Annotated in this window: 16 protein-coding genes; 4 read left to right on the top strand and 12 right to left on the bottom strand. The window is 68.8% G+C overall.

Annotation, left to right across the window (positions count from 1 at the left end; genetic code table 11):
* Positions 1 to 209 precede the first annotated feature (209 nt).
* Genes AC2YHT_RS05840 through AC2YHT_RS05810 form a run of 7 tightly spaced genes read right to left on the bottom strand, consistent with a single transcriptional unit; the run spans position 210 to position 11,422 of the window.
* Complete coding sequence (locus AC2YHT_RS05840; protein ID WP_487288635.1) at positions 210 to 1,559, bottom strand: MBL fold metallo-hydrolase; 1,350 nt, start codon at positions 1,557 to 1,559, stop codon at positions 210 to 212.
* Positions 1,560 to 1,575: 16 nt separating this feature from the next.
* A complete protein-coding gene (locus tag AC2YHT_RS05835; RefSeq protein ID WP_487288634.1) occupies positions 1,576 to 5,253 on the bottom strand; it encodes a S8 family serine peptidase in 3,678 nt (1,225 codons plus the stop codon).
* A 13-nt stretch (positions 5,254 to 5,266) separates the two neighbouring features.
* Positions 5,267 to 5,689, bottom strand: coding sequence for a hypothetical protein (locus AC2YHT_RS05830; protein WP_110117880.1), 423 nt, complete (start codon positions 5,687 to 5,689; stop codon positions 5,267 to 5,269).
* Between the two features lie 13 nt (positions 5,690 to 5,702).
* Positions 5,703 to 7,265: a c-type cytochrome gene (locus AC2YHT_RS05825; RefSeq protein ID WP_487288633.1), complete on the bottom strand. Its 1,563-nt coding sequence runs from the start codon at positions 7,263 to 7,265 to the stop codon at positions 5,703 to 5,705.
* 1 nt (position 7,266) lies between these two features.
* On the bottom strand, positions 7,267 to 8,676 hold the full coding sequence (locus tag AC2YHT_RS05820; RefSeq protein ID WP_487288632.1) for an NADH:flavin oxidoreductase: 1,410 nt from the start codon (positions 8,674 to 8,676) through the stop codon (positions 7,267 to 7,269).
* Entirely contained in the window at positions 8,676 to 9,575 is a 900-nt protein-coding gene (locus tag AC2YHT_RS05815) for a hypothetical protein (protein ID WP_487288631.1), read from the bottom strand. Before AC2YHT_RS05815 ends, AC2YHT_RS05820 begins: the two co-directional genes overlap by 1 nt.
* Positions 9,572 to 11,422, bottom strand: a complete 1,851-nt coding sequence (locus AC2YHT_RS05810) for a peroxidase family protein (protein WP_487288630.1) — start codon at positions 11,420 to 11,422, stop codon at positions 9,572 to 9,574. The genes AC2YHT_RS05815 and AC2YHT_RS05810 overlap by 4 nt, the downstream gene beginning before the upstream one ends.
* A 305-nt stretch (positions 11,423 to 11,727) precedes the next feature.
* Between AC2YHT_RS05810 and AC2YHT_RS05805 the strand changes: the two genes are divergently transcribed.
* From AC2YHT_RS05805 to AC2YHT_RS05795, 3 genes are all read left to right on the top strand, one after another.
* Positions 11,728 to 12,813 (top strand): acyltransferase family protein, encoded by a 1,086-nt coding sequence (locus AC2YHT_RS05805; protein WP_487288629.1) that lies wholly within the window; start codon positions 11,728 to 11,730, stop codon positions 12,811 to 12,813.
* 233 nt (positions 12,814 to 13,046) lie between these two features.
* A complete protein-coding gene (locus tag AC2YHT_RS05800) occupies positions 13,047 to 14,387 on the top strand; it encodes a UDP-glucose dehydrogenase family protein (protein ID WP_487288628.1) in 1,341 nt (446 codons plus the stop codon).
* Positions 14,384 to 15,364 (top strand): NAD-dependent epimerase/dehydratase family protein, encoded by a 981-nt coding sequence (locus AC2YHT_RS05795; protein ID WP_487288627.1) that lies wholly within the window; start codon positions 14,384 to 14,386, stop codon positions 15,362 to 15,364. Before AC2YHT_RS05800 ends, AC2YHT_RS05795 begins: the two co-directional genes overlap by 4 nt.
* Positions 15,365 to 15,429: 65 nt before the next feature.
* Here AC2YHT_RS05795 and AC2YHT_RS05790 read toward each other — a convergent pair whose 3' ends face one another.
* The 3 genes from AC2YHT_RS05790 to AC2YHT_RS05780 all read right to left on the bottom strand — a co-directional run bounded on the left by AC2YHT_RS05790 (position 15,430) and on the right by AC2YHT_RS05780 (position 19,107).
* Positions 15,430 to 16,557 (bottom strand): glycosyltransferase family 4 protein, encoded by a 1,128-nt coding sequence (locus AC2YHT_RS05790; protein WP_487288626.1) that lies wholly within the window; start codon positions 16,555 to 16,557, stop codon positions 15,430 to 15,432.
* The gene (locus AC2YHT_RS05785; RefSeq protein WP_487288624.1) at positions 16,554 to 17,621 is read right to left on the bottom strand and encodes a glycosyltransferase; all 1,068 of its coding nucleotides are present in this window, start codon (positions 17,619 to 17,621) and stop codon (positions 16,554 to 16,556) included. Before AC2YHT_RS05785 ends, AC2YHT_RS05790 begins: the two co-directional genes overlap by 4 nt.
* A 259-nt stretch (positions 17,622 to 17,880) precedes the next feature.
* A complete protein-coding gene (locus AC2YHT_RS05780) occupies positions 17,881 to 19,107 on the bottom strand; it encodes a lipopolysaccharide biosynthesis protein (protein WP_487288623.1) in 1,227 nt (408 codons plus the stop codon).
* A gap of 204 nt (positions 19,108 to 19,311) precedes the next feature.
* Here AC2YHT_RS05780 and AC2YHT_RS05775 point away from each other — a divergent pair, with 204 nt between their 5' ends.
* Positions 19,312 to 20,457, top strand: a complete 1,146-nt coding sequence (locus AC2YHT_RS05775) for a glycosyltransferase family 4 protein (RefSeq protein ID WP_487288621.1) — start codon at positions 19,312 to 19,314, stop codon at positions 20,455 to 20,457.
* A gap of 54 nt (positions 20,458 to 20,511) precedes the next feature.
* Here the strand turns inward: AC2YHT_RS05775 and AC2YHT_RS05770 are convergent, their stop codons facing one another.
* Positions 20,512 to 22,479 (bottom strand): acyltransferase family protein, encoded by a 1,968-nt coding sequence (locus AC2YHT_RS05770; protein WP_487288619.1) that lies wholly within the window; start codon positions 22,477 to 22,479, stop codon positions 20,512 to 20,514.
* Positions 22,476 to 23,891, bottom strand: a complete 1,416-nt coding sequence (locus AC2YHT_RS05765) for an O-antigen ligase family protein (RefSeq protein WP_487288618.1) — start codon at positions 23,889 to 23,891, stop codon at positions 22,476 to 22,478. The genes AC2YHT_RS05770 and AC2YHT_RS05765 overlap by 4 nt, the downstream gene beginning before the upstream one ends.
* Positions 23,892 to 24,034 lie beyond the last annotated feature (143 nt).

The following is a 24,034-nucleotide window of genomic DNA, read 5'->3' as shown; positions in this document are numbered from 1 at the left end:
GAAGCCGGCGGATGAGGGGTCTCTCAGACATGAGACGCTCCGCCCCCCCCCCGGTCTGACCGCCATACGCCGCGCGGAGGTCTGAGAGACCCCTCACCCGACCTCGCTCCGCGAGGCCACCCTCTCCCGCAGGGGGAGAGGGATCATTTGGCGGCGCTTTCGCGGGGGACTTCCCCTTCCGGGCCGCCTCCCCTTCAGGAGTAGGATCCCTAGACCGTCACTTCGTAGAACAGCGGGTCCTCGACGATGTCGGGACCTTTGACGCCGTTCTCGTCGGCGCGGACCAGAGCTTCCTTGGCCTGCTTGCGCAGGGCTTCCTCCAGCGACGGCAGGGGGATGTGGTCCCAGTGCTTCTTGCCGGCCATCACCTCGTCGACGGGGTTGAGCGCGATGCGCAGCCGCTCCATCGACAGCAGATAGTCCTTCAAGGTGGCGTTGTGGCTGCCGTGGTGGCCGACCTTGTAGACGATGGTGCGGCGCACGAGATCCAGGCCCTCGACGTCGCCGGCCTCGCCCTCGGGCTTGGTCCACTTGACGTCCTTCCAGGACAGCCAGTTGCCGACCTGGGCGTCGGCGGCGAACAGCAGGACGTCGCGGCCGGCGTCACCTCCGCCATCCCCCGGGCCGTCCAGCTCGATGGCCAGCACCAGGCTGGTGTTGTTGGTGTCGTTGTCGAGCTTGATGGCGAAGTCGAGCGCGCTGGAGCCGACGTCGTCGATGCCGCGCCAGCCGGACTGACCGACCTGGTTCCAGTAGTTGTCCTGGAAGAACTTCACCTCGGCGCGGGCCACGTCGAGCGGGATCGTGAACAGCGGCGAGAACGGACGCCCCTCGAGCCCCGGCGGCGGTGCGCCGCCCGGCGCGTCGAGCGCCATGTCGAAGGTCTCGGGCGCCTTCTTGCTGGGCGTCGACTTGCGGATCAGGTCGTGGTCGCGCGGCGGCCCCAGCACCATGATCCGCGCCTTGGCGCCCGGCGGCCGGTAGGGATCCTGGCCGGGCTTGCAGTAGAGAAGCTTGCCCTCGGGGGCCAGTTCGCGGGCCACCTGCACGGCGTCTTCCGTGGTGGCGCGGCCGCCGGCCGCCCCGAACGGCACGTCGTCGATCCCGAAGAAGTCCATCAGCCCGGCGATCTTCTCGCCCGCCGCCGCGTCGCCGGCCGCCTGCATCTGTCCGGCCACGGCCTGCAGGGCGTCGACCGCCCCGCGCCGGCCGCGCGCATCGAGCAGCGACTTGGCGAAGCTGTCGTCCGGATCCTCGGTCCAGGCCATCCACACCTGGCCGACCTCAAGCTTGCGGAAGATCGCCTCGGCCTGGAGGAAGCCCGAGACGTGGTCGCCGTGGGCATGGGTCAGCACCAGGAGGTCGATGACGTTGCCGGTCTCGGCGACGACGTTCTCCATCACGGCGTTGATCTTGGCGCGGGCGTCCTTGGTGCCGAGGATGACGCCGCAGTCGATCAGGATGTTGAAATCCCGGTCGCCGTCGCGGGCCAGACGGACGAGCAGGCAGTCGCCCAGTCCGTGGCGATACATTCTCACCTTGGCGCGATGATCGGTCACGCTCGCCCTCCCCGTCTCAACAGCAGTCGTGAAGCATGGCGAAGGGCTCGCGGTCGCCCATGACGCCGAAATAGGCGCTGCGGACGTGGCCGGTCCCGCGCGGCGGCGGGGCGGCGGCCGTCTCGGCCCAGGCCTGGGCGAGATTGGCCACCCGCTTCCGGATCAGATAGCGGGCCTGGTAGCTCTCCAGATCGAACAGCACCGTGCAGCCGCCCCGGCGCGTGACGCCGCCGCTGTCGGTCCATTTCTGGGTGATCTCGACGACGATGTCGCTGACCGTGACCCCGTCGGGGCCGATCCGTCGGGCGGGCCGCACCGAGTGGACCTCGATCTTGCCGATCGTCACCTCCTCGCTGAAGGTCTCGCCGTTTTCGACATAGTCGATCTTCTGCACGCCCTCGTCGCGATAGAGGCCGAAGGCCTTGAGCTCCAGGTCGGTGGCCCGCTCGTCGAGCGGGACCTGCACCCAGGCGCCGTTCTCCCAGCGCCGGCCCGAGAGCCAGGCGTGCAGGACGCGGGCGTTGTCGCGCGACAGGTTCCAGGCCTTCTGGCGGCGGTTGCGCAGGTTCCAGCCGAGATCCAGCTTGGGCAGCAGCCGCGAGGCCGTGGTGATGACCGGCGGCGGCGCCTCCCAGACCAGGCTGCCGGGCGACAGGTGCGGCACGTTCTGTGGGAAGATCCCGCGCTTGGCGAAGCCGGCGATCAGGGCCAGGCGATAGCCGCGCACGTCGTTGGGCACCACGTCGCGGTCGGCGGTGATCATCGCCCGCAGATAGTCGCCGAAGGTGGCGTCGACCGGCGGGCAGTAGTCGAGCGCGCGGATGCAGATGTTCAGCAGCTGCTCGGCCAGCTTGGCCGCCACCCGCGCCAGGGCCTTGACCAGGGGCTGGGGCAGCTGGCCCTCGGGCAGCACGCCGCTGCCGCCGGTGGCCAGCACGATCACCTCTTCCTGGCGGGCGGCGTAGAGGGTCAGGAAGGCGTCGAACACCGAGGCCACCAGCATGGCCCCGCGATCATGCGCCTCCATCGGCAGCTCGGGCGCGGCGCCCTGCAGCTCCGACAGCTTCTCCTTCGACAGGCCGTCGACCGCCTCGCGCAGGGCCTTCTGGAACTGGCCCTCGCGGCTGGTGGCGCGGCCGAACTCGACGGCCAGCTGCACCAGCGGCCCGCCGCCGGTCAGGTCGCCTCGGCTGCGGCCGATCTGGTGCTCCAGCGCCTCGGGCAGGGTGAAGTGCTGGAACAGGGCGACGATGTCGGCGAAGGCCTCGTGCAGGGCCATGGCGTCGGGATGGGTGGATTCTCGATAGCGCGGATGCAGGCCGTCGAGCAGGGCGTGCGAGGTCTCGTGGGCGACGATGTCGTGCGACAGGCAGCTGAAGGTCATCTGGCCTGCGGGCGAGCCGCGCCAGTCGCCGCCGGCGGCGGGGAAGTAGCCGAACAGCAGCGCCTTGCGATCGGGGCTGTAATAGGCGTTCGCGCCCCGGAAGGCGTGCGGATAAATGCGCAGGCGCTGGACATATTCCTCGCGCTCGCGGCGCTTGGGCGGCTTGCCGACATCGTCGGGCGCCAGGGTCGGCACGTCGCCCTCGTTCAGCCGGCGCGACGACCATTGCGCCGTGCGCCCCAGGGCCCGCTCGAAATGGCCGATGGTCTTCATCGCCACCGCATAGACCATCTGCTGGTGGAAGCGCGGATCGGAGGGGCTCGGCGACAGGCCGTCCTGGCTGAGCAGGTGCGGATGGTTGAGGTCGACGGGCGCATAGGCCGCGTCGCTGACCGGATCGACGTCGATGACTTCCAGATATTCGCCGATCGGCCCGGGCTTGAGATTGGCGTCCCAGGGCACTTCCAGCCGGGCGACATTGATGCCGGCGGTGTCCTGCGAGGCGCTGAACGACGGGTCGAAGGCGTAGACGCGCAGGCGGCGGCCGGCCGGCTCGCGCACGGTCGGGTTCAGGGCGTGGTCCAGGTGCAGCCGCTCCATGTCGCCCAAGGCGGGGGCGGGGGCGGGGGCGGGCGTCGGCGCTGCGGGCGCGGCCGGCGGCTGGACGGTGCGGCTGTCGGACCCGCGCAGATAGGCCTTCAGCCGGCGCGAGGCGCGGGGCTGCTCGGCCAGGGCCTCGCGCAGCTTGCGGCGGCCGGTCTCGGTGTCCGGCGGCTCGGCCGGATCGGGCATGATCGCCTCGATCGCGGCCGACTGCGACAGCTGCAGGATCTCCAGTTCCAGCATCCGCTGAACGGCCGGATCGACCGGCGGTCCTCCGGCCGCGCCGAGGCCGGCGGCCAGGCGGATCAGGGCGAAGGCCGCATCGTCGGCGGGCGACTTTCTGAGCGAGCTGGCCGCAGCCGGCTTGACGCCCAGGGCCTTGTCGGCGCGCAGCAGGCCAGCGCCGAAGGTGGTGCGCGCGCCCGGACGGGCGCTGGAGAACAGCGCCTTGCGCACGGCCTCCACCCGCATCCAGCCTTCGGGATAGGCGTCGAGCTTGGCGCGGTTCTCGGCGATCCACAGGGCCGCGGCGGCGGCGATCTGCGGCGTGGCGCAGGAGGTGCCCTGTCCGCTCCAGTCGACCAGGTCCGCGCAGCCGCCCACCGCCCAGGGCAGGTTGGGCGTACAGGCCGCCAGCGCCGTGCCCATCTTGCTGTCGGGACCGTAGTTGCCGGCCATCCGCCCTTGGCCGAGGTCGGCGTAGGGCGAGCCGTCGGCCATCACCCCGCAGGCGGCGACCACGCGGTTGAAGCGGGCCGGATAGACGACGTTGCGGGTCGGGAAGTTGTTGTCGTTGTTGCCCGCCGCCGTGACGATGAAAATCCCCGCCTCGTACAGCCGGTTGACCGCCTCGGCCCAGGCCTGGGAGGCCAGCCCCCCCATGCTCATGGTGATGACGTCGATGCGGGTCTTCGGGTCGTTGCGCAGGCCGTAAACATAGTCGAGCGCCTGGGCGAAGGTGCTCGAGCGGAACAGCACCACCCGATCGGCGATGCGGATCGGCACCACCTCGGCCCCGGGCGCGCCGCCGTACTGCTCGCTGGCCAGGATGGCGATGGTGCCCATGCCGTGGCCGTCCTGCACCCACAGGCCCTCTGAGCGGTCACTGGCGTCGCGCGGATGGTCGCGGTCGACGAAGTTGCGCTGCAGATCCAGCCGCAGGTGCTTGGGCAGGTAGCGGTGGGTCGGGTCGTAGCCAGTGTCGATATGGGCGATGCGCGCGCCCGCGCCGGTCTGGTGGCTGGCCGGGCCGAAGCCCGAATGGTCGCCGTTGCGGAACCACAGATTGTCGCTGTCGACATGCGGGAAGTTGCGGCGCTGCGGCGTCGGCTGGGCCCGGCAGGCCGGGGCCGCGCCCATCGTCACCTCGGGCGCGGGATAGGACCAGCGCTGCTCGAGGTCGGGCTCGGCGAAGACCGGTCCCCCGCCGCCGGCCGCGCCGAGGCCTTCGCCGCCCTGGCCGGCCAGGGCGTGACAGAGGTCCCACAGATTGCGCTCGTCCCCCTGCTCCAGGCTCAGCTTCTGCCATTCGGCCCCGCCTCCGCCGGCCGCGGCGAAGCCTTCGCCCTCGCCGGCCGGCTGGGAGATGTGCTCGAACAAGGGCTCGGCCTTAAGCCGGACGGGCGCCGCGCCGATGCCCAGGCGCAGGCTCTGCGACTTCAGCGGCGGGGCCTTGATCAGGACGGCGGGCGTGCGATCGGTCGCCATGGCGCGCGCCTCCTTAAGGCCGCGTCATGACGTGGGCGCGGAACAGGCGCAGGTAGAACAGGAAGATGATCAGCGCCCAGGCGTAGTCGAACAGCGCGAACCACAGGAAGCCGCCGCCGCAGAACACCCAGACCGTGCCCATCCAGATCCGCCCCAATATGCCGATAAGGTTGGGGGCGCGCTTATGCACCGGCTCCAGCAGGCCCGGAACGTACAGCGCCGTGACCAAGATCAGGGTCGCGCCCCAGCCGCGCGTCCAGCCCGCGACGTTCGGCGCGTCCAGGCCCACCGTCTGCGAGACGAAGTTCGGGGCGAACATGCACAGCAGGCCCACGACCAGGTGCAGGAACATGTTGAAACCGAGCACGCCGCGATAGACGTTGCGCGCGCGCCTGGCCTGCTCATCCGACCAGCCGATGCTGAGGCCGTCGCTCATCGTCGTTCCCCCTTCAGAAAGTCAGCAGATAGGCCAACAGGTCGGCCTTCTGTTCGGGCGTCAGACCCACGCCGTAGAGGTGTCCGCCATTGCCGTTGCCGGGCAGGGCCGTGTCGTAGCAGCTGGTCCCGCGCGGGGTCGGCTGACCGGGCGTGCAGGCCGTGGTCAGGAAGCCGCCGTTGACCGGGTCGATCACGTCCTGGTCGCGACCGCGCAGGAAGGCCTTGGGCCGCTCGGCCGGCGCTTTCAGCAGGTCGGTCAGGGTCGGCACCGAGCCGTTGTGCAGATAGGGCCCGCGCAGCCACAGCCCGTCGAGCGGCTGGTTGGAATAGCCGTCGGTCTTGCGGAAGTAGCGGAACTGGTAGGGCGTGCCGGCGAACATCTTGCTCAGCTGCTGCTCGCGGAACTCCTTGGTGTAGGAGTCCAGCCGCGCGCGGTCGGTGCCGATCAGGGCGATCGGCGTCACCTTGCCCAGCTTCTCAGCCTTGAAGACGTAACCGCCGGCCTCCTGCCCGCCGTGACAGGCGAAGCACTCGGCCTTGTAGATCGCCTGGCCGCGCAGGGCCGCCTGGGCGTTCAGCGGATGCGGGCTGACCGGCGCCGGAAGGTCCATCAACCAACCCGCCACGCGCCGGAGCGAGGCGTGGTCGACGGTCTTGGGCGTGACGCCCGCGCCGATGGCGGCCGACAGGTTGCGTTCCTGCAGCGAGGTGTTGTTGCCGTCCCAGTGCAGTTCCATGCCCTCGCGCGGGCGCTGGTTGAAGATCGCCGGGAAGTCGGAGACCCCGTGCACCTCGGCCTCGGTCAGGCTGGCGGCCGGCGTGCCGAACTGCAGCAGCTTGTAGGGGTTGAAAGTGTCGACGCGGCCGGCTCCCCAGGGCGACTGCCGTTCCAGCAGCGGCGCCAGGCGGCCGCGCACGCGGATCAGGCCCTCGCGGAAGCGCGGCATGACGGCGGCCTGCCAGACCAGGCGGTCGAACCAGTCCAGACGCGTTCCGGCCTTCTCCATCGGCCCGAACAGGTCGGCCGCTTCCAACCGCTCGTCGGTGGCGGCGGTGAGCAGCAGCGACACGAAGCGGTGGAAGTCGAGATTGTTGGACGGCATGCCCGGCACGACGTGGACGACGCCGCCGTCCGAGGCGCGCCAGGTGCCGGTGTGGCAGGTGGCGCAGTTCAGCCAGACCACGTCGACGCCGTTGACCTGGCGCTTGGAGACGCCGATCGGCAGCTCCTTGCGCACGCCCTTGTCGTCGGTCTCGTAGATGAAGCCGAAGGCGGTGTAGTCGTTGCGGCCCTCGAACTGCTTGGGATAGAGGGCCGGCAGGGCCTTCCACAAGGCATAGGGCACGCCGCTCTGCGGTTCGGAGCCGATCGAGCCGTACTTGAAGTGGTCGACGTCGCTGGCGTAGCGCGGCGTGGCCGAGCCCGACAGCCGCAGGGCCGCGCACAGGCCAAGGCCCAGCACGATCACCGCCAGGGCGATCAGCAGCGCCACCACCGCCACGCCCAGCCGAAGCTGCCAGCGCGTTGCGGCCAGATGGGCCTCGACCGCCGTCACCGCTTTGCGCGCCGCCATCCTACAGCTCCGAAGCCAGGGGAATGCGCATGTCGGCGCGCGGCTTGTAGACGCTCATGATCTCGTCGATCATCGCCTCGCGGGACGGGAAGCGGGCCTCCTCGTAGCAGCCCATCGGGTTCTTGGGCGCGTTGGCCAGGCACTTGTTGCAGTAGGTGCAGGGCTTTTCCGGCAGGTCGTGGCCGGCCGCCCACTGCTGGACCAGATCCTTGTTGGCCATCAGCGAGCGGGCGATCGACACCCCGTCGACCACGCCCCCGGAGATGGCGTCGCGCACGAACGAGGCCGTCTGGAAGCCGCCGGTGCACAGCACCGGCACGCTGACCGCCGCCTTGATCGCCCGGGCCTCCTCCAGGCTGACGCCCTCGATCGGATGGCCCTTCTTCATGCGGAACCAGATCCAGTGGAAGATCGGCCGCAGCAGCGGGTAGCGGAACAGCAGGAAGTTGCGGAAGCCGTAGACGCCCGAGCTGATCATGGCGTCGTAGGTCACCGCCAGGATGTCGATCGGCAGGTCGCCCGGCGGGTTCAGCGGGTGCGGGAACAGCGAGCCAGACGAGACGTGGATGGCGTCGGCGCCGGCCGCCTCGACCCACTGGGCCACCTGCACCGTGTCGGCCAGGGTGTTGCCCTTGTGCTCCCACGGGATGACGTTGTTGCGGTCGATGGCGCTGAGCTTGACCTGCAGGTGGAAGTCGCGCCCCACCCGCGAGCGGATGGCGCCGATCACGTCGAGCAGGAAGCGGGCGCGGTTCTTCAGCGAGCCGCCGTATTCGTCGGTGCGGTCGTTGATCCCCGAGCTGAGGAACTGCGTGAACAGGTAGCCGTTGGCCGCGTGCAGCTCGACCCCGTCCAGCCCCGCCTCGCGCGCCCGCCACGCGCCCGCCGCGAAAGCGTTGATGGTGTGCTCGATGTCGCCCTTGGTCATGGCCCGGCACAGGAAGCCGTGCAGGGTCTCCCTGTTGCTGGTCGAGGTCAGGCTCGGGCGCATCTGGTTGTGCACGCCCGGCAGGTCCATCTGCCGGCCCGAGTGGCTGAGCTGCATGATGTACTTGGCGTCGAAGCTGTGCACCGCCTCGCCCAGCTTGGCCCACAGCGGAATGAACTCGTCGCGGTGGACGGTGGCGTAGCCGGCGATGATCCGGCCTTCCATCAGCACCGGCACGTAGGACGAGATGATCGCCCCCACCCCGCCCTTGGCGAACTTGCTCTCCCAGTTGATCCGCGTCTGGGTCAGCGAGCCGTCCTGGTTGTCGAAGATGCCCGAGATGTTGGAGCGGAAGATCCGGTTCTTGACGGTCAGGTTGCGGAAATGCAGCGGCTGGAAGATCGGGTCGCCCGCGGCCGCCGCGTCGGCGGGGGTGCGGATGATCGGACCGGCGGCGGCGCGCGGCGGCAGGACGTCGGTCATCAGCGCGCTCCCTTACCGGCAGGCGCACTGGCCTTGGCCTCGCGCCAGACCGCGCCCAGCAGCGAGGCGGTCCAGTGGTGGGCGGGACAGCGGCTCCAGCTGTCGGTCATGAACACGATCTGGTGGCTGGGGCTGCGATAGCGGGCCGCGTCGAGTTGGAAGAGCGTGATCGCGCCGGGCTCGACCTCGCCCCACAGGGTGCTGGCCGGGGCCTTCCACTGGCGCAGCACATTGGCCGGGGCGACGGCGCACTGGCAGATCACCGCCTCTTCGGTCAGGCTCTCGCGGGCGAAGGGCTGGCGCCACAGGCCGCGCATGATCTTCAGGCCGCGCACCAGGTTATGGACCGCGACGCCGGTGGCGTGGACGGCGGCCGGATCGTTGTCGACCGGCGCGGCCAGGGTCTTGCGGGCCCGGTCGACGGCCCCGGTCAGGCCCCACCACAGGATCTGCAGCGGATTGAACGAACGCGGGGCGGCGTCCAGCGTGCGGGCGGCCTTCCAGCGGTCCTTGCGGGCCGCGTAGCCGGGGGCGAACAGCTCGCCGACGGCGGCCTGGGCGGTGGGGCCAAGGACCCCCTCCCCCTTCTCGCCGCGCACATAGGCGGCCAGGGTCGCGCGCTGCTCGGGCGTGCCCAGCTGGGCGTTCTGCAAGCGCTGCTCCAGCAGGGCCTGCAGGCGGGCGCGGTCCTCGGCCTCGCGCGGGGCGACGGCCGGCAGCGGGTGCGAACCGACGCGCAGCACCTTGCGGATGCGCCCGGCCAGCAGCCGGTTGATCAGCGGCCCTTCCTTCTTGAAGTCGCGGTCGAGACGCGGATCGGCGACGATCGCGCGAATGGCGGCCGGCTCGTCGAGGCGGATCACGTCGACGAGGCCCGGAATGCGGATCCGGCTGCTCATCCCGCCGTCCCCTTGGCCCAGGGGAAGAACATGCTGCGGGCGTCGGCGAACTGGGCGGCCAGGGCCGGAACGTGGCGCTCCATCACCTGGCGCAGGCCGTTGTCGCGCACCCAGGCGAAGCCGGCCGGGGTGTAGACCTTGGCGTTGAAGTCCTCGCCGTAGAAGCGGTCGCTCTTCAGGCGGCGGGTGGCCATCAGGATGAAGATGCGGAAGGCGGTGTCGGAGAAGCCGAAGCCCGGCGGCGTGCCGTTACGCGTGCACTGGCTCTCGGCGAGGGTGCCGACCAGCAGGTCGACCTTCTCGACGTCGCCGTAGATCTCCTCCAGCTCCTTCTGCCATTCCTTGTTGTCGGTCAGCTCGGCGAAGGTCTTGGGGGCGCGCATGCTCATGTGGCGCCGGAACTCGCAGTAGCGCGGCACGCCCCGCTCGCGGTCGCGCAGGATGTCGGTGGCGGCGAGATCCGTCAGCACGTCGTTCTCGCGCTTGGGCGGCAGGCTGCGCAGGGTGTTGGGGTAGTTGTGCAGGCACAGCGCGCCCGGATGGCTGGTGGCCAGCGAATAGACGACGTCGTCGAAGCTGGCGTGCTCGTAGACGCTGGAGGCCTGGCCGCGGGCCACGCCGATCAGGTCGCGCTTGAGCAGCTCCCTGTCGTCCACGTGGCTGCGGAACGAATAGTCGTCCGGCATCAGCGGGTGCATGCGGTAGCAGGCCGCGAATTCTTCGGTCATCGCGTAGGGCGCGTTGTGGTGGTCGACCGGCGAGCCGGCCACCCCGAACAGGATCTCGCTTTCGCCGCGCCGGCCGAACGCCCGGTGGAAGGTCTCGCCCGCCAGGCCCCACCAGTTGGCGCGCATGGCCAGGCGCCCCTCCGGACTGTTCATCAGGGCCGGCGTCCACTCGACGGTGTGGATCTTGGCCAGCAGGGCCGAGACCACCAGGCGCGCCTTCTGGAACAGCCACTCGCCCGAGGCCTCGGGGAAGTCGATCTTCAGGCGGTCCACGACCGAATTGTGCTCGCGCACGAAGACGGTGTGCATCACCGACAGGCCGATCCACCAGTTGCCGTTGACCCCGGCCAGCTCCAGGCCCGGGATCTTGCCGGCCTCGTCGATGGGCAGTTGGCCGTTGGGCTGCAAACCCAGCTTGCCGTCGGTCAGGAACTGGCCGGTCGTCGGGTCGGTGCGCACCTTGATCTGCCGCCGCAGCGACGAGCCGTAGATCTGCGAGGCGTCCCACCAGTGGGTCTCGACATTGGTGTAGGCCTGGGGCCGGCCCGCGTCGCCCGGACGGTCGGGATCGCGCAGGGTCTTGAGCACCTCCATCACCCCGCCCGGCCAGCTGTCGCCCTCGGGGATCGGCACGTAGAACTTGTCTTCCGGATCGTTCTCGCCGTGGCTCAGCCAGTCGTGGACCATGAACTGCAGCCAGGCGCCGGCCAGGGCGTTCAGGTGCGGGACCGGCACGAACTCCTTGCGGGCCAGCAGCCGGTTGCTGATCACCCGCGGATTGGGGGTCATCAGGGCCGGCTCTTCCTCGCCGAAGGTGCGCTCGATCGGCATGTTGCGACCAAAGCGCGCCCCGGTCATGCCCATCCACGGCTTGGAGAGGTCGTTGTAGCTGCCGTCGGCGGTGCGGGCCTCGCGCACGTCGATCCCGCCGGGCGCCGGGTCGGGCGCGGCGATCGTCGGCTCCATCTCGGTGTCGAACAGGTTTTCGTGGCGCATGTTGACGCGCAGGCCCGCCAGCGTCGGCACGGCCAGCGTGGTCGGATACTTGTGCCAGGGTTGAATCCGGCTCAGCACCCGCGCCGCTCCGCCCAGCAGACTTTCCAGTAACGAACCCGCCACTCGTCGCCCTCCCCGCAGATGGGCACGCCCCACGATTGCAACCCGGAGCTAAACACGGATTCGGTGCAACCGCGAGGGGAATATCAATGTTACGCGAAGGGGAATTTCAGGCCGATCGGCGGCCATGATGCAGCGTTGCTTGGCCAATGCCGCGCCCCATTTGGGCAAACCGGCGAGCCGACGTGAATTCCTCGCGCTTGGGTCACAGAAAATTCCCAAATTGGCGAGAGACAGGGCCTAGCGTTCGCTGCACCCAGGCGTGCATCGCTTCGCGCAGTACAAAATTTACAGGCATGGCGTCAGAGATGGACATCCGCTCTCCCTCCACGACCGAAGCGATTCCCGCCCCTCCCCGCGAGGAAAAGCGGCCCCGCATCGAATGGATCGACGCCGCGCGGGGCCTCGGCATCGTGCTGGTCGTGCTCAGCCACGTCGCGCGCGGGCTGGTTTCGGCCAACATCGCCCAGGGTCCGTTCTGGGCGGCGCTCGACTTCACGCTCTATACTTTCCACATGCCGCTGTTCTTCTTTCTGGCGGGGCTGAACGCCCGCAAGAGCGTCGAACGCAGCGCCAGATCCTACCTGCTGAGCAAGGTCGTTACGGTCGCCTATCCCTATGTGCTGTGGTCGCTGATCCAGGGCCTGATCCTGGTGGCCGCCTCGTCGCAGACCAACCGGCAGCTCGACGTCCACGAACTGGCCTATATCGGCTGGAGCCCGATGGCTCAGTTCTGGTTCCTGTACGCGCTGATGCTGTGCCACATCGTCCTGGCGATCGTGAACTACCGCCCCATCGCGCTGGCGGTCATCGCGATCGGGGCCCTGGCGGCCAGCCAGTTCCTGCCCAACGACGTCATTCTCGAGCGCTTCACCTATTCCCTCCCGTTCTTCCTGGTGGGCGTGCTGACCGCGACCCGCGCCCTGTCCTGGCCAGGCGTGAAGAGCCTTGCCGCCCCCGCCTTGCTGTGGGCGCTGTTCGCCGGCGCGGTCTGGGCGGCCAGTCTGGTGGCGCACGGAGACTACAGCTCCATCCCCGCCCTGCCAGCGGCGCTCCTGGGCGCCGCGGCGCTGGTCGCCACGGCCAGCGCCCTGCCGGCCGCGATCAAGCGTTGGGCGGTGGCGCTGGGCGAGGCGTCGATGAGCATCTACGTCATGCACATCATCGTCGCCGCGGGGCTGCGCATCGTGCTGGTCAAGCTGCACGTCCCGCCGATCGCCGGTCTCTATGCCTTGCTCTGCACCGGGGTCGGGGTCGCCGCCCCCTTCGTTGCGCACCTCGTTCTCACGCGCTGGGGCCTTCTGCCGCCGCTCGGCCTGGCCGCGCCGCGCTGGCTCTCGAAGCTGTCGCGGCCCGCCTCCACCGAAACCCGCCCTGTGCGGGAAGGGGCCTGACACCTGCCGGGCGAGGCCTGTTCACCCAAGACGCGCAAAGTTCATTTCGCGCGTGTAGTCAAGGTCAACTGCTTGGAACTTAGTGAATAGAGCCCACTGAGCAGGCGAAATACGACAGGTCCGGGCACTTTCTAGAATTTTCACGAACGGACGGTTGCTTCCAACTTCTGATTACGCAATTAGGAGCCGTCCGCCTGCCTTGTGTCGCGAGGCGTTAAGTCTAAGAGGTTTCGATGCGCGTAGCGATGATTGGCACGGGCTATGTGGGCCTGGTGTCTGGGGCGTGTTTTGCGGACTTCGGTCACGTGGTGACGTGCATCGACAAGGATCCGCGCAAGATTTCGCGGCTGCTGGCCGGGGAAATTCCGATCTTCGAGCCAGGCCTGGACGATCTGGTCGCCCGTAACGTCCGCGAAGGCCGGCTGTCGTTCACCCTGGAAGGCGCCCAGGCGATCAAGGACGCCGACGCGGTGTTCATCGCCGTGGGCACGCCCACCCGTCGCGGCGACGGCCATGCCGACCTCTCCTACGTCTACGCCGCGGCTGAAGAGATCGCCGGCCTGATCGACGGCTTCACGGTGATCGTCAACAAGTCGACCGTGCCGGTCGGCACCGGCGACGAGGTCGAGGCTATCGTCAAGCGCGTGGCCCCGAACGCCCAGTTCGCCGTGGTGTCGAACCCCGAGTTCCTGCGCGAGGGCGCGGCGATCGAGGACTTCAAGCGCCCCGACCGCGTAGTCGTGGGCACCGAGGACGAGCGGGCCCAGGCGGTGATGCGCGAGCTCTATCGCCCGCTGAGCCTGAACGAGACCCCGATCGTCTTCACCGGCCGCCGCACCAGCGAGCTGATCAAGTACGCCGCCAACGCCTTCCTCGCCATGAAGATCACCTTCATCAACGAGATGGCCGACCTGTGTGAAAAGGTCGGGGCCGACGTGCAGCAGGTGGCCAAGGGCATCGGCCTGGACAAGCGCATTGGCTCGAAGTTCCTCAACGCCGGCCCCGGCTACGGCGGCTCGTGCTTCCCCAAGGACACCATCGCCCTGGTCAAGACCGCCGCCGACTACGGCGCGCCGACCCGGCTGATCGAGACCACGGTCGAGGTCAACACCGCCCGCAAGAAGGCCATGGCCGACAAGGTCGCCGCCGTGCTCGGCGCCGAAGACCTGAGCGGCAAGACCGTCGGGGTGCTGGGCGTGACCTTCAAGCCCAACACCGACGACATGCGCGACGCCCCCAGCCTCGACATCCTGCCGGCCCTGCAGGCCAGGGGCGCCAAGGTTCGCGCCTTCGACCCCGAAGGTCGCCACGAGGCCGAGCACCTGCTGCCCGGCGTCGAGTTCGCCTCCGGTCCCTACGAGGCCGCGCAAGGCGCCGACGTGCTGCTGATCCTCACCGAGTGGGACCAGTTCCGCGCCCTCGATCTTGTCCGCCTCAAGGGCCTGCTGGCCGCCCCGGTCGTCGTCGACCTGCGCAACATCTACAAGCCCGCCGAAATGGTGCGGGCCGGCTTCACCTATGCTTCCATCGGCCGGGGAAGCGTCGTCCAGCCGGAAGCCGAGACCGTCGCATGAGCGGAGGTCCTGTTCTGGTCACCGGCGCCGCCGGCTTCGTGGGCATGCACGTCGCCGAGCGCCTGCTCGATCGTGGAGAGACCGTGATCGGCGTCGACGTGTTCAACGCCTATTACGACCCCGCCCTGAAGGACGCCCGCGCCGCCCGTCTCGACGGGCGTCCGGGCTTCTCGATGGTCCGCATGGACATCGCCGACCACGAGGCCCTGCTCGAGCTGGTCAAGTCGTCGGGCGTGAAGCGGATCGTGCACCTGGCCGCCCAGGCCGGCGTGCGCTACTCGATCGAGAACCCCTTCGCCTATGAGCGCTCGAACCTGGCCGGCCACCTGGCCGTGCTGGAAGCCTGCCGCCATGGCGGCGTCGAGGCCCTGGTCTACGCCTCGTCGAGCAGCGTCTACGGCGATCGCCCCCTGGCCGGCGAAGGCTTCCGGGAGACCGATCCGGCCGAGACCCCGGTCTCGCTCTACGCGGCGACCAAGCGTTCGTGCGAACTGCTCAGCCAGAGCTACGCCAAGCTCTACGGCTTCCCCCAGGCGGGCCTGCGCTTCTTCACGGTCTACGGACCGTGGGGCCGCCCGGACATGGCCTATTTCAGCTTCACCCAGAAGATCCTGAAGGGCGAGTCAATCGAGGTGTACGGTGAGGGCAAGATGGCCCGCGACTTCACCTATATCGACGACATCGTCGACGGGATCATCGGCGTGCTCGACAACCCGCCCCCGCGCGGCGGGCACGAGGTCTACAACATCGGCGACAACGATCCCGTCGGACTGATGGACATGATCTCGGCCCTGGAGGCGGCGATCGGCGTCGAAGCAAAGAAGATCATGCGCCCCATGCAGCCCGGGGACGTCACGGCCACCTACGCCAACATCGACAAGCTGCAGGCGCTGTGCGGCTACAAGCCCAAGGTCAAGCTGGCCGAGGGCCTGCAGCGCTTCGCCAAGTGGTACGCGGAATTCTACCCGCGCGCCTGATCGCGGCGCGATCGCGCGAATGATCGAAGGGGCGGCCGCCGAAAGGCGACCGCCCCTTTTTCATGTCAGGACGCGGCCTGGCTGGCCAGTTCGACGCCCGTGAAGGTGGGGCGCGCCGGCTCCAGCAGGCGGCGATAGAGATCGTCCAGCGAGGCGTTGAGGCGGCCGCTGGTGTAGCAGGCCTCGAACCGGTTCAGGCCGGCTTCGCGCAGCGCTTCGAGGCGGGAAGGCGTCAGGTCCTCCAGCACGTCCTTGAGGGCGTCGGGCTGGTCCAGCGAGACCACGAGGCCGGCCTCGCCGTGATTGACCACCTCGGGCAAGGCGCCGCGGTCGCTGACGATCACCGGCAGGCCGGCGCGCATGGCCTCGATGGCCACGAGGCCGAAACCCTCCCAGCGCGAAGGCATGACCAGGACGTCGGCGGCCTGCATGAAGGCGGCCACGCGCTTGCGGTCGGCCCAGCCATGGAAGGTCACGCGTTGGCGGTTCGTCGCCGAAATGCCGGTCGACACGACCGCCCCGCCGACGACGTGCAGGTGAATGTCGTCGCGCTGCTGCCGCTCGATGGCGTCGAGCAGGATGTCCAGGCCCTTCTGCGGGTCGTGCCGGCCGACGAAGAGCAGGTTGAGCCGCCCCTCGCCCAGCTCGACCTTGGTCCCGACCTCGGGCACGCGACGCACGCCGTTGTGGATGACCATCATCCGCTCGGCCGGCACGCCGGCGGCGATCGCGGCCTTCTGCTCGTAGTCGGAGATGTTGACGATGGCGTCGCTGAAGCCGCTCAGCACCCGTTCCAGCACCGCGTAGACCTTGGAGCTGAGCGCCTTGCCATCGCGGGTGAAGGCCCAGCCGTGCGGGCAGTAGATCACCTTCGGGCGCGGCTGGCTCAGCGCCAGCACCGGCCGGGCCACGCCGGCGAAGCTGCTGTGCAGGTGAACGATGTCAGGCTTCAAGGCCGCCGTCGTGCCGGCCAGCTTGAGGCCCAGCCGCGCCAGGTCGGCGACCGTCCGCTGCTCGCAATCGAACCCGACGATGCATTCGCGCGGGATCGACGGCACGTGGTCGAGCGAGGATTCCGGCAGCAGGAAACGGACGTTCTCGACGCCGTAGGCCTCGATCTGGACGGGCGCGATCTCTTCGAGATAGCTCGCCGTCCCGCCGGGCAGCATCTGGGCGAAGTGCAGGATCTTCATGACTGGGCGCTCTCGGCGACGCGCGTGTAGAAGGCCTCGCGCACGGGGTAGACGGCCGTCGTGGTGTAGCTGCGCGCGTTCTCCAGGTTGACGGCGCTGGCGCGGACCAGCTCGTCGCGGTCGGCGGCAAGCCGGCCGACGACGTCGGCCCAGCCCTTGGCGTCGTCCTGGGGCACGAGGAATTCGGGGCCCACCAGTTCGGTGTTGCCCGGCAGCTGGCTGCAGACGCACGGCAGGCCTCGGGCCTGGGCCTCGATGACCACGCGCGGCAGGCCTTCCTGGCGCGACGGCAGGACGAAGAGGTCGGTCTGGTCGAGAATGGCGTAGACCTCGGCGCCGGCCTTCTTCTTGCCGAGGAACCGCACCTGATCGGCGACGCCGAGCGCGGCCGCCTGGGCCTCGAACTCGGCGCGGGTGTCGCCGTCGCCGACCAGCCAGAGATCGACCAGCACGCCGCGCGACTTGAGGATGGCCACGGCCTCGATGATCAGGTCCTGGCCCTTCAGGTGCTTCTGCATCATGGCCACGTTGACCAGGGTCAGCCGCTCCTTGCCCAGGCTTTCGGCCGAGCGCGGCGCGGCGGCCAGGTGATCGGGCGACAGGTCCAGCGTGGTGTAGTTGAAGGTCGGCCGCTTGGGGTTCGGCGGATAGTCGGCCTGCAGCGAGCGGGCGGTGACGTAGGACGAGACGGCGGCCATGCGGCACTGGGCCTTCATGATCGCCGTCCAGATCACCCGGTAGAAGGCCCGGAAGCGCTTCTTGTAGGCGCCGGGCGCGAACTGGGCGTCGGCGTCGGCCATGGCCTCCACCGCGAAGGGCATGCCGCGCAGGGTCAGCACCATCCAGGCGATGGCCGGGAAGATGCCCGGCACGCGCAGGATCACCGGCGACTTGCGGGGGATCGAGAAGAAGGTCTTAAGGATGCTCGGCCCGAAGCGCAGCAGGTCCGCCGGTCCGTGAACGGGCGGCAGCGCGATCACCTTGACCCCAGGGCCCTCGACCGCCAGCGCGCCCGCTTCCTCGATGTCATGCACGCGGCACAGCAAGGAAACGTCGTTGAACACCGTAGTGTAGCGTTTCGAAAAGTTCTCGTAGTGCGTGCGATTTGACGACGGCGCACCGTCGGTTCGCGTGAAATCCCCATCCAGGACGACAAAAACTCGCTCGAACTTAGTCATTTTCCGTCCTGGACGTCTTCACACAAGCGTTGCAGGCCACATCAGGCCGCGAAAAGCCAAGCCATAACCGGACATGGCGGCACCCTAGCCACTAGATGTGACGACAATTAGCGATGAAACGGGTTTTATACCCGGGCTTTGTGCCTCAGATCGTCTTCAACACGCCCGAGCTTTTCTTCAATCGCGATTTGTTTCGCCAGTCCAGACTGATGGCAATGGCAAACGCCGCCACTTGCACCAGAGAACCGATAGTGATCGCGACATATGCACTGTAGAGGCCAAGACTGGCGCTGAAGAAGCCAGCCACGAGGGTCGCGGCCAGGCCGATCCCGTAGCAGACGGCCATGCGGCTAGACAGGCCGGCGGCGAAGGCGGCCGAGGCCAGGATCGACACGCAGTAGAACGGGCCGGCCGAGATGGCCGCCATGGTCAGCGGACCCAATTGTCCCGCGAACTCGGGACCATAGACGATGCGCAGCACCTGCACGCCGACCAGGCGCACGGCGACGACGGCGACGATCGAGACCCCGACGGCCAGCGCCAGGCCGATGCCGGTCTGCCGGATGAAGCCGCGCCGGTCGTGGGCGCGCACCGCCGAGGCCAGACGGGGCAGCAGAAGCTGGCCGACGGTGGCGAAGGCGACGCCGCCGACGGCGACGAAGTGGAAGGTGGCGGCGAACACGCCCAGCGCCTCGTTGCCGATCCGCTCCAGCGCGTAGCGGGGGGCGTTGGAGTTCAGCGACATCAGCACCGACGACAGGGCCATGGGCGCGGAAACCAGCGCCAGGCTCATGCGCCGCTTGACCGTTTCCGGCGTGCGGTCCCAGACCTGACGGAGCGTGACGGGATTGGCCATGCGGCGCTCGGCGATCAGCGCCGCGGCGCCCCAGACCCCGGCCAGGATCAGCAGCGCCAGCCCCAGATTGTGGGTCAGCCAGTAGGCCAGCGGGAAGACGATCGTCGACACCACCAGGCGGCTGATGCTGACCTCGACGATCAGGCGGACCTGGGAGTCCCGCTGCAGGAAGCCGTAGGACAGGTCGAAATAGCCCTCGGCGAAGCGCAGGGCGAACACCCCGAAGGCCAGCCACAGAGCCTCGGGACCGCGCCCCGAGAGGGCCAGGCCGGCCATCAGCACCAGATAGATCACCGCCGGCAGAACCGTGCGCAGGAAGGTGAAATCGGCGTCCTCGACGCCGTCGACGCGCTTGGAGACCACCTGCTGGCGCAGGGACATCCAGGCCATGTAGCCGGCGGGCACGGCGATGCCCTGCAGGAAGGCGAACTCGCCCAGGCGGTGCGGCCCTTCCGAGCGCGCGACCAGGGCCATCATCAACCATTGCAAAGCCGCGGGCGTAATACTGGCCAACATCAGGCCGATACTCTGGGCGCCTAGCCGACGCATACCCTGAAGCTTGGGCTTATCGGCGAAAACTGCTTCTTCCGTATCCCCTCGCGGGTCGGAGACGGACATGCGCACCCTCATCGATACAATTCGCGCTGGCTTTCACACGTAGGCCTTTCGGATGCAAGGCCAGCGTCATACACGGGGCGCAATACTTAAGAGGAGCAGTCGATGCGCTTCGAAAAGGGCGATGAAATGACTAGACGAGTGGCGCTGCTGTCCACGGAGTATCCGCCCTATCCTGGCGGTATCGCCACCTATGTCGGCGGCATCGCCAAGGCGCTGGCCGCCCTGGGCCACCGGCCGACCATCATCGGCGTGGGCCCCGAGGCGCCCGAGGCGTCCGAAGGCGTCGAGACCCGCCACATCGCCCTGCCCGCCTATTCGCACAAGCAGCTGCCGCTGATCGCCCGCAAGACCCGCGCCCTGCTGGCGGCCGAGGACTACGACGTGATCTTCGCCTGCGACTACCGGATGATCATGGCGATCGGCTGGCTGAACCGCCGCGCCAGGATGGTGGCCGGCGTGCACGGCACCGACATCAAGAGCAAGATCCTGACGAGCCTGGGCGCGGCCGGCGTCTATCGCCCGCTGCGCAACTTCCGCAAGGTGGTGGCCAACAGCGAGTTCACCAAGAGCGAGCTGCTGAGCAACCACCCCTATGTGGATCCGGGCAAGGTGGATCCGGTGCCCCTGGGCGTCGACGCCTTCTGGCGCGAGCCCGACGTCGGCAGCGACGTCCTCGAGCGCCTGGCCATCGGCGAGGACCGCATCGTGCTGGTCTCGGCCGGCCGGCTGGAGCGCCGCAAGGGCCAGAACATCACCATCGCCGCCCTGGAGCGCCTGCCGCCGCACCTGCGCGAGCGCGTCACCTACCTGATCGTCGGCAAGCCGGTCGAGGCCGACTACACCGCCGAGCTGGAGGCGGCGATAGCCGCCGGCGCGGCCGACGTGCGCCTGCTGGGCGTGGTCACGCGCGAGGACATCCGCGCCCTGTACCACCGCGCCCACGCCCTGATGCACACGGCGACCTACATCCCGCGCAAGGCCGAGGGTTTCGGCCTGGTCATCGCCGAGGCCGCCGCGGCCGGCGCCCCGGCGATCGCCTCGCGCGTCGACGCCATCCCCGAGGTCGCCATCGACCAGGTCACAGGCCTGCTGACCAACGACGGCGATCTCGACGACGTGGCGCGCGCGATCACCGCCCTGATCGAGGAACCGGGCCTGCGCGAACGCCTGGCGGCCGGCGCCAAGGCCCGCAGCGACATGTACGTGTGGGAAGTGGCCGCCAAGGCCGTGCTCAACGAGGCGGCCTGACGCACCAGGAAACGTGGAGCGCCGCCGACGCGGCGCTCCACGGTCTTTTTCAGCCTAGCGGAACAGGCCCTGCTCTTCGAGGCGGCGCGCCATGAACGCCGAGCCCGACTTGGTCAGGTGACCGTAGTCGAACTGCACCGGCGAGCCGTCCGGCAGCGTCTGCACGCAGCGATCGGCCGAGCACAGCGCCTGGTAGGTCGAGACGTAGGACACGCCCTCGCGTCGGGCCAGAACCCGCATTTCCTTGTCCAGCTGACCGGCTTCCGGCACCCGGTGCTCGGCCGGCAGGTGCGGCTTGCCTTCAGTCAGGGCGCGGGCGATCAGGCGCGGCAGCGGCGCGTCGTATTCCACGATCGGCCCGACCAGCACGACGCTGAGGCCGCGCGTGCGCAGGGCCCGCACGGTCTCGACCAGCCCCGGCATGTCCTCGGCGCGCCAGCGGGCGGCGATGATCACCCGGCGCGGCGTGTTGTGCTTGAGGAAGTCGTCATAGACCAGGCCCATGATCGCGTCGCAGGCCGGCTTGGCGTTGGCGGCGCGCTTTAGGACTGGCTTGCAGCCCGTCGCGGTGGCCTGGAGGATCACGTCGCTCGACTGGGTCTGCGCCAGGCCGCTCCACAGCTGGGCGGCGTGGCTGTCGCCGACCAGCACGTCGTAGGGCTTGCCCACGGGCGGCGTCAGGCAGGTCTTGCGGTCGTAGTCTTCCAGGCGGTGACCCGAGGCGATGAAGCACTTGCCGCCGCGATAGGCCGGGTCGGCCTCGTAGGACAGCCAGCTGGCCATCTCGCGCGCCTGCGGGGGGAAGCGCTCGGGCCAGCCCTTGGTGGCGACCAGGCCGCCGAACACGGCCAGCAGCACGGCCGACCAGACGCCGACCACGATCAGCAGCCGGCGGGTCGAGAACAGGTCCTGGCGACGGAACGGCCGCTCGACGATCCACCACGAGGCCACGCCCAGCGCCAGGCTGGCCAGGACGAGGACCACCTTGACCAGCAGCAGCGAGCCGTTGGCCAGCAGCACGGCGTTGCTCTGCTGGAAGACGATCAGCGGCCAGTGCACCAGATAGAGCGAATAGGAGATCTTGCCGATGAACACCGCCGGCGGCAGCGACAGGCCGCGATTGACCAGTGAGCCGCCGCAGCCGCCCAGCCAGATCAAGGCCGCCGCGCCCAGGCAGGGCGGCAGGGCCGCCATCCCTGGGAAAGGCGTGGAACGGCCGTAGAGGAAAAGCGGTCCGACGATGCAGGCCACGGCGACGACGCCGATCACCTGGCGCAGCCAGGCCGGCGGCCGCCAGCCGAGCGGCAGGATGGCCAGCGCCGAGCCCAGCATGAGCTCCCAGGCGCGAGAGTACGGCAGGTAGAAGGCGGTGCTGGTGTCGATCGCCACGGTGATCACGGCGGCGACGAACGAGACCGCCGCAATACCCGCGATCACCGCCAGCCAGGTCCGCAGCGAGCGGCGGCGCAGCAGGAACAGCAGCGGCGGCAGCAGCAGGTAGTACTGCTCCTCGACGGCCAGCGACCAGGTGTGCAGCAGGGGCTGGGTGGCGGCGTGGGCGGCGAAGTAGTCCGAAGTCGCCCAGAAGAAGATGTTCGACACGCTGGCCAGGGCCGCCAGGCCCGAGCGTCCGAAATCGTCGAGCTCGGACGGCAGCAGCAGCATGAAGGCCGCCGCCGTCGTGACGGTCATGGTCGCCAGCAGGGCCGGGATGATCCGGCGGATGCGGCGCACATAGAAGGTCGAGATCGAGAACGACTGCCCAACGATCTCCTTGCGCAGGATCGAGGTGATCAGGAAGCCGGAGATGACGAAGAACACGTCGACGCCGACATAGCCGCCGGCCAGGGTGCCGAAGCCCGCGTGGAACAGCAGCACCGACATGACCGCGACGGCGCGCAGGCCGTCGATGTCGGCGCGATAGGCCAGCGAGGCATGCTGGGCGGAGGCCGGAGCCGCGCTTTCGCGGGTCGCGGCGGAGGGCAGGACGGCGTCGTCCGCGGTCAGGGCGCTGCTGGTCACGAGGCGTCTCCGCTGGCGGCTGGGGAGGAGGCGTTGGAGGTCGGGGCCCGGAAACGGGCGGGTCGCGAGGGGGGCGGAGCCAGGCGGGCGCGGACGCCCTCCATGCCGCCGGCGGCGACGGCGTAGGCGGCCGCCAGCCCCAGCGGCCCCCAGAAGCAGAACATCTTCATCGTCGCCACCGACCAGCCGGCCAGGACCGTGCCGAACAGGGTGGCCACGATGGCCACGGCGATCAGCGGCAGCCGTCCGGTGGCTTCACGGTAGCGGTTGGCCGCGCGGCCGGTGATCTGCACCATGACGCAGCCCATGGCCGTCCAGACCAGCACGCCGATCCCGCCCAGTTCGGCGGCCAGCCGCGAGTGCAGCGAGAACGACGGGAAGAACGACGAGTTCGGGTCGGTCATCCAGCGGACGAACTCCCAGCTCAGCGCCCAGCTGGGGATGGTCGAGGCCACGTAGAAGCCGTACTGCCCCATGCCCACGCCCAGCAGCGGATGCTGCAGGAACAGCTTGATCTGGATGGCCACCGTGCCGAAGCGCGTGACGTTCGAGACCTGGCCCGACTGCATTATGGACTCGGCGATCTGGTCGCTGTTGAGCGCGATGTAGAGCAGCGGCAGCAAGTTGGCGGCGATGAACAGGATCAGCACCACCCGCCAGGCCATGCGGAAGCTGAAGCCGCGCATGCGCAGGATCTGGTCGATCAGGAAATAGGCGGCCGTGATGATCATCACCCCGACCAGGGCGGTCCGGCCGGAGATGAAGCCGAACACCACCAGCAGCGCCGTGCACACGAAGATCAGCGGCTTGAAGGCCGAGCGGACCGGCGAGCGCAGATACGAATAGGCGAACGGCAGGATGAAGATCTGGAACGCGCCGAAATTGGACGGCTCGTAGGTGATGCTGTGGATCCGCCCCGGAATGAAGTGGCCCCGTCCGACCGCGGCGTGCAGGAACTTGCTCGAGAAGGCGGTGTAGGCCGTGGTCACCGGACCGATGTGCCAGGCCATGAACTCGATGCAGCCGACGACCGCGGCCACGACCAGCACGATCATCAGCGGGCGCATGACATACTTGTCGAAGTCGTAGATCGCCGCGTTGCGGATCAGGTGCGCATAGTAGAGGCCGAACACCAGCACCATGGTGCTGGTCATCATCTTCTCGCCGCCGCCGCGGTTGCGGAAGTTGGCGACCGAGATCTCGTTGAAGTTCACGACCATCGACAGAAAAATGACGAGCGCGAACAAGCCGAGAAAGACTGTCAGCGTCTTGTCGATCGACAGCCGGCCATCACGGAAGAAACTGAACGCGATCAGCGGCGTGGCGAACACCGCAAAGATCGCATAGGCCTCATGGCCAAGCTCTCCGAGCGGCGAGAACGAGAATTCGCCGTTGAACGGAAAAATAAACACAGAAAACGCGATGAGCAGAAAGCTGACGTTTGTCACGCGCGACTGCGTAACGCGACCAGTCGCCCGGCTCGACGCGAGCGAATTCTGCCTAGCGGACATGAAGACCATGCTTGTTACGATATCCGTAGCGACGCCGTCTCGTG

The organism is Caulobacter sp. SRI_008 (assembly GCF_057586355.1).
The sequence above is the reverse complement of the archived record's forward strand: the minus strand, read 5'-3'. Positions and strand labels throughout refer to the sequence as shown.

Coding starts and splice junctions, on each gene's coding strand:
- AC2YHT_RS05835 (WP_487288634.1), bottom strand. CDS start 5,253: ATGGCGACCGATCGCACGCCCGCCGTCCTGATCAAGGCCCCGCCGCTG.
- AC2YHT_RS05830 (WP_110117880.1), bottom strand. CDS start 5,689: ATGAGCGACGGCCTCAGCATCGGCTGGTCGGATGAGCAGGCCAGGCGC.
- AC2YHT_RS05825 (WP_487288633.1), bottom strand. CDS start 7,265: ATGGCGGCGCGCAAAGCGGTGACGGCGGTCGAGGCCCATCTGGCCGCA.
- AC2YHT_RS05820 (WP_487288632.1), bottom strand. CDS start 8,676: ATGACCGACGTCCTGCCGCCGCGCGCCGCCGCCGGTCCGATCATCCGC.
- AC2YHT_RS05815 (WP_487288631.1), bottom strand. CDS start 9,575: ATGAGCAGCCGGATCCGCATTCCGGGCCTCGTCGACGTGATCCGCCTC.
- AC2YHT_RS05805 (WP_487288629.1), top strand. CDS start 11,728: ATGGACATCCGCTCTCCCTCCACGACCGAAGCGATTCCCGCCCCTCCC.
- AC2YHT_RS05800 (WP_487288628.1), top strand. CDS start 13,047: ATGCGCGTAGCGATGATTGGCACGGGCTATGTGGGCCTGGTGTCTGGG.
- AC2YHT_RS05795 (WP_487288627.1), top strand. CDS start 14,384: ATGAGCGGAGGTCCTGTTCTGGTCACCGGCGCCGCCGGCTTCGTGGGC.
- AC2YHT_RS05790 (WP_487288626.1), bottom strand. CDS start 16,557: ATGAAGATCCTGCACTTCGCCCAGATGCTGCCCGGCGGGACGGCGAGC.
- AC2YHT_RS05780 (WP_487288623.1), bottom strand. CDS start 19,107: ATGTTGGCCAGTATTACGCCCGCGGCTTTGCAATGGTTGATGATGGCC.
- AC2YHT_RS05775 (WP_487288621.1), top strand. CDS start 19,312: ATGCGCTTCGAAAAGGGCGATGAAATGACTAGACGAGTGGCGCTGCTG.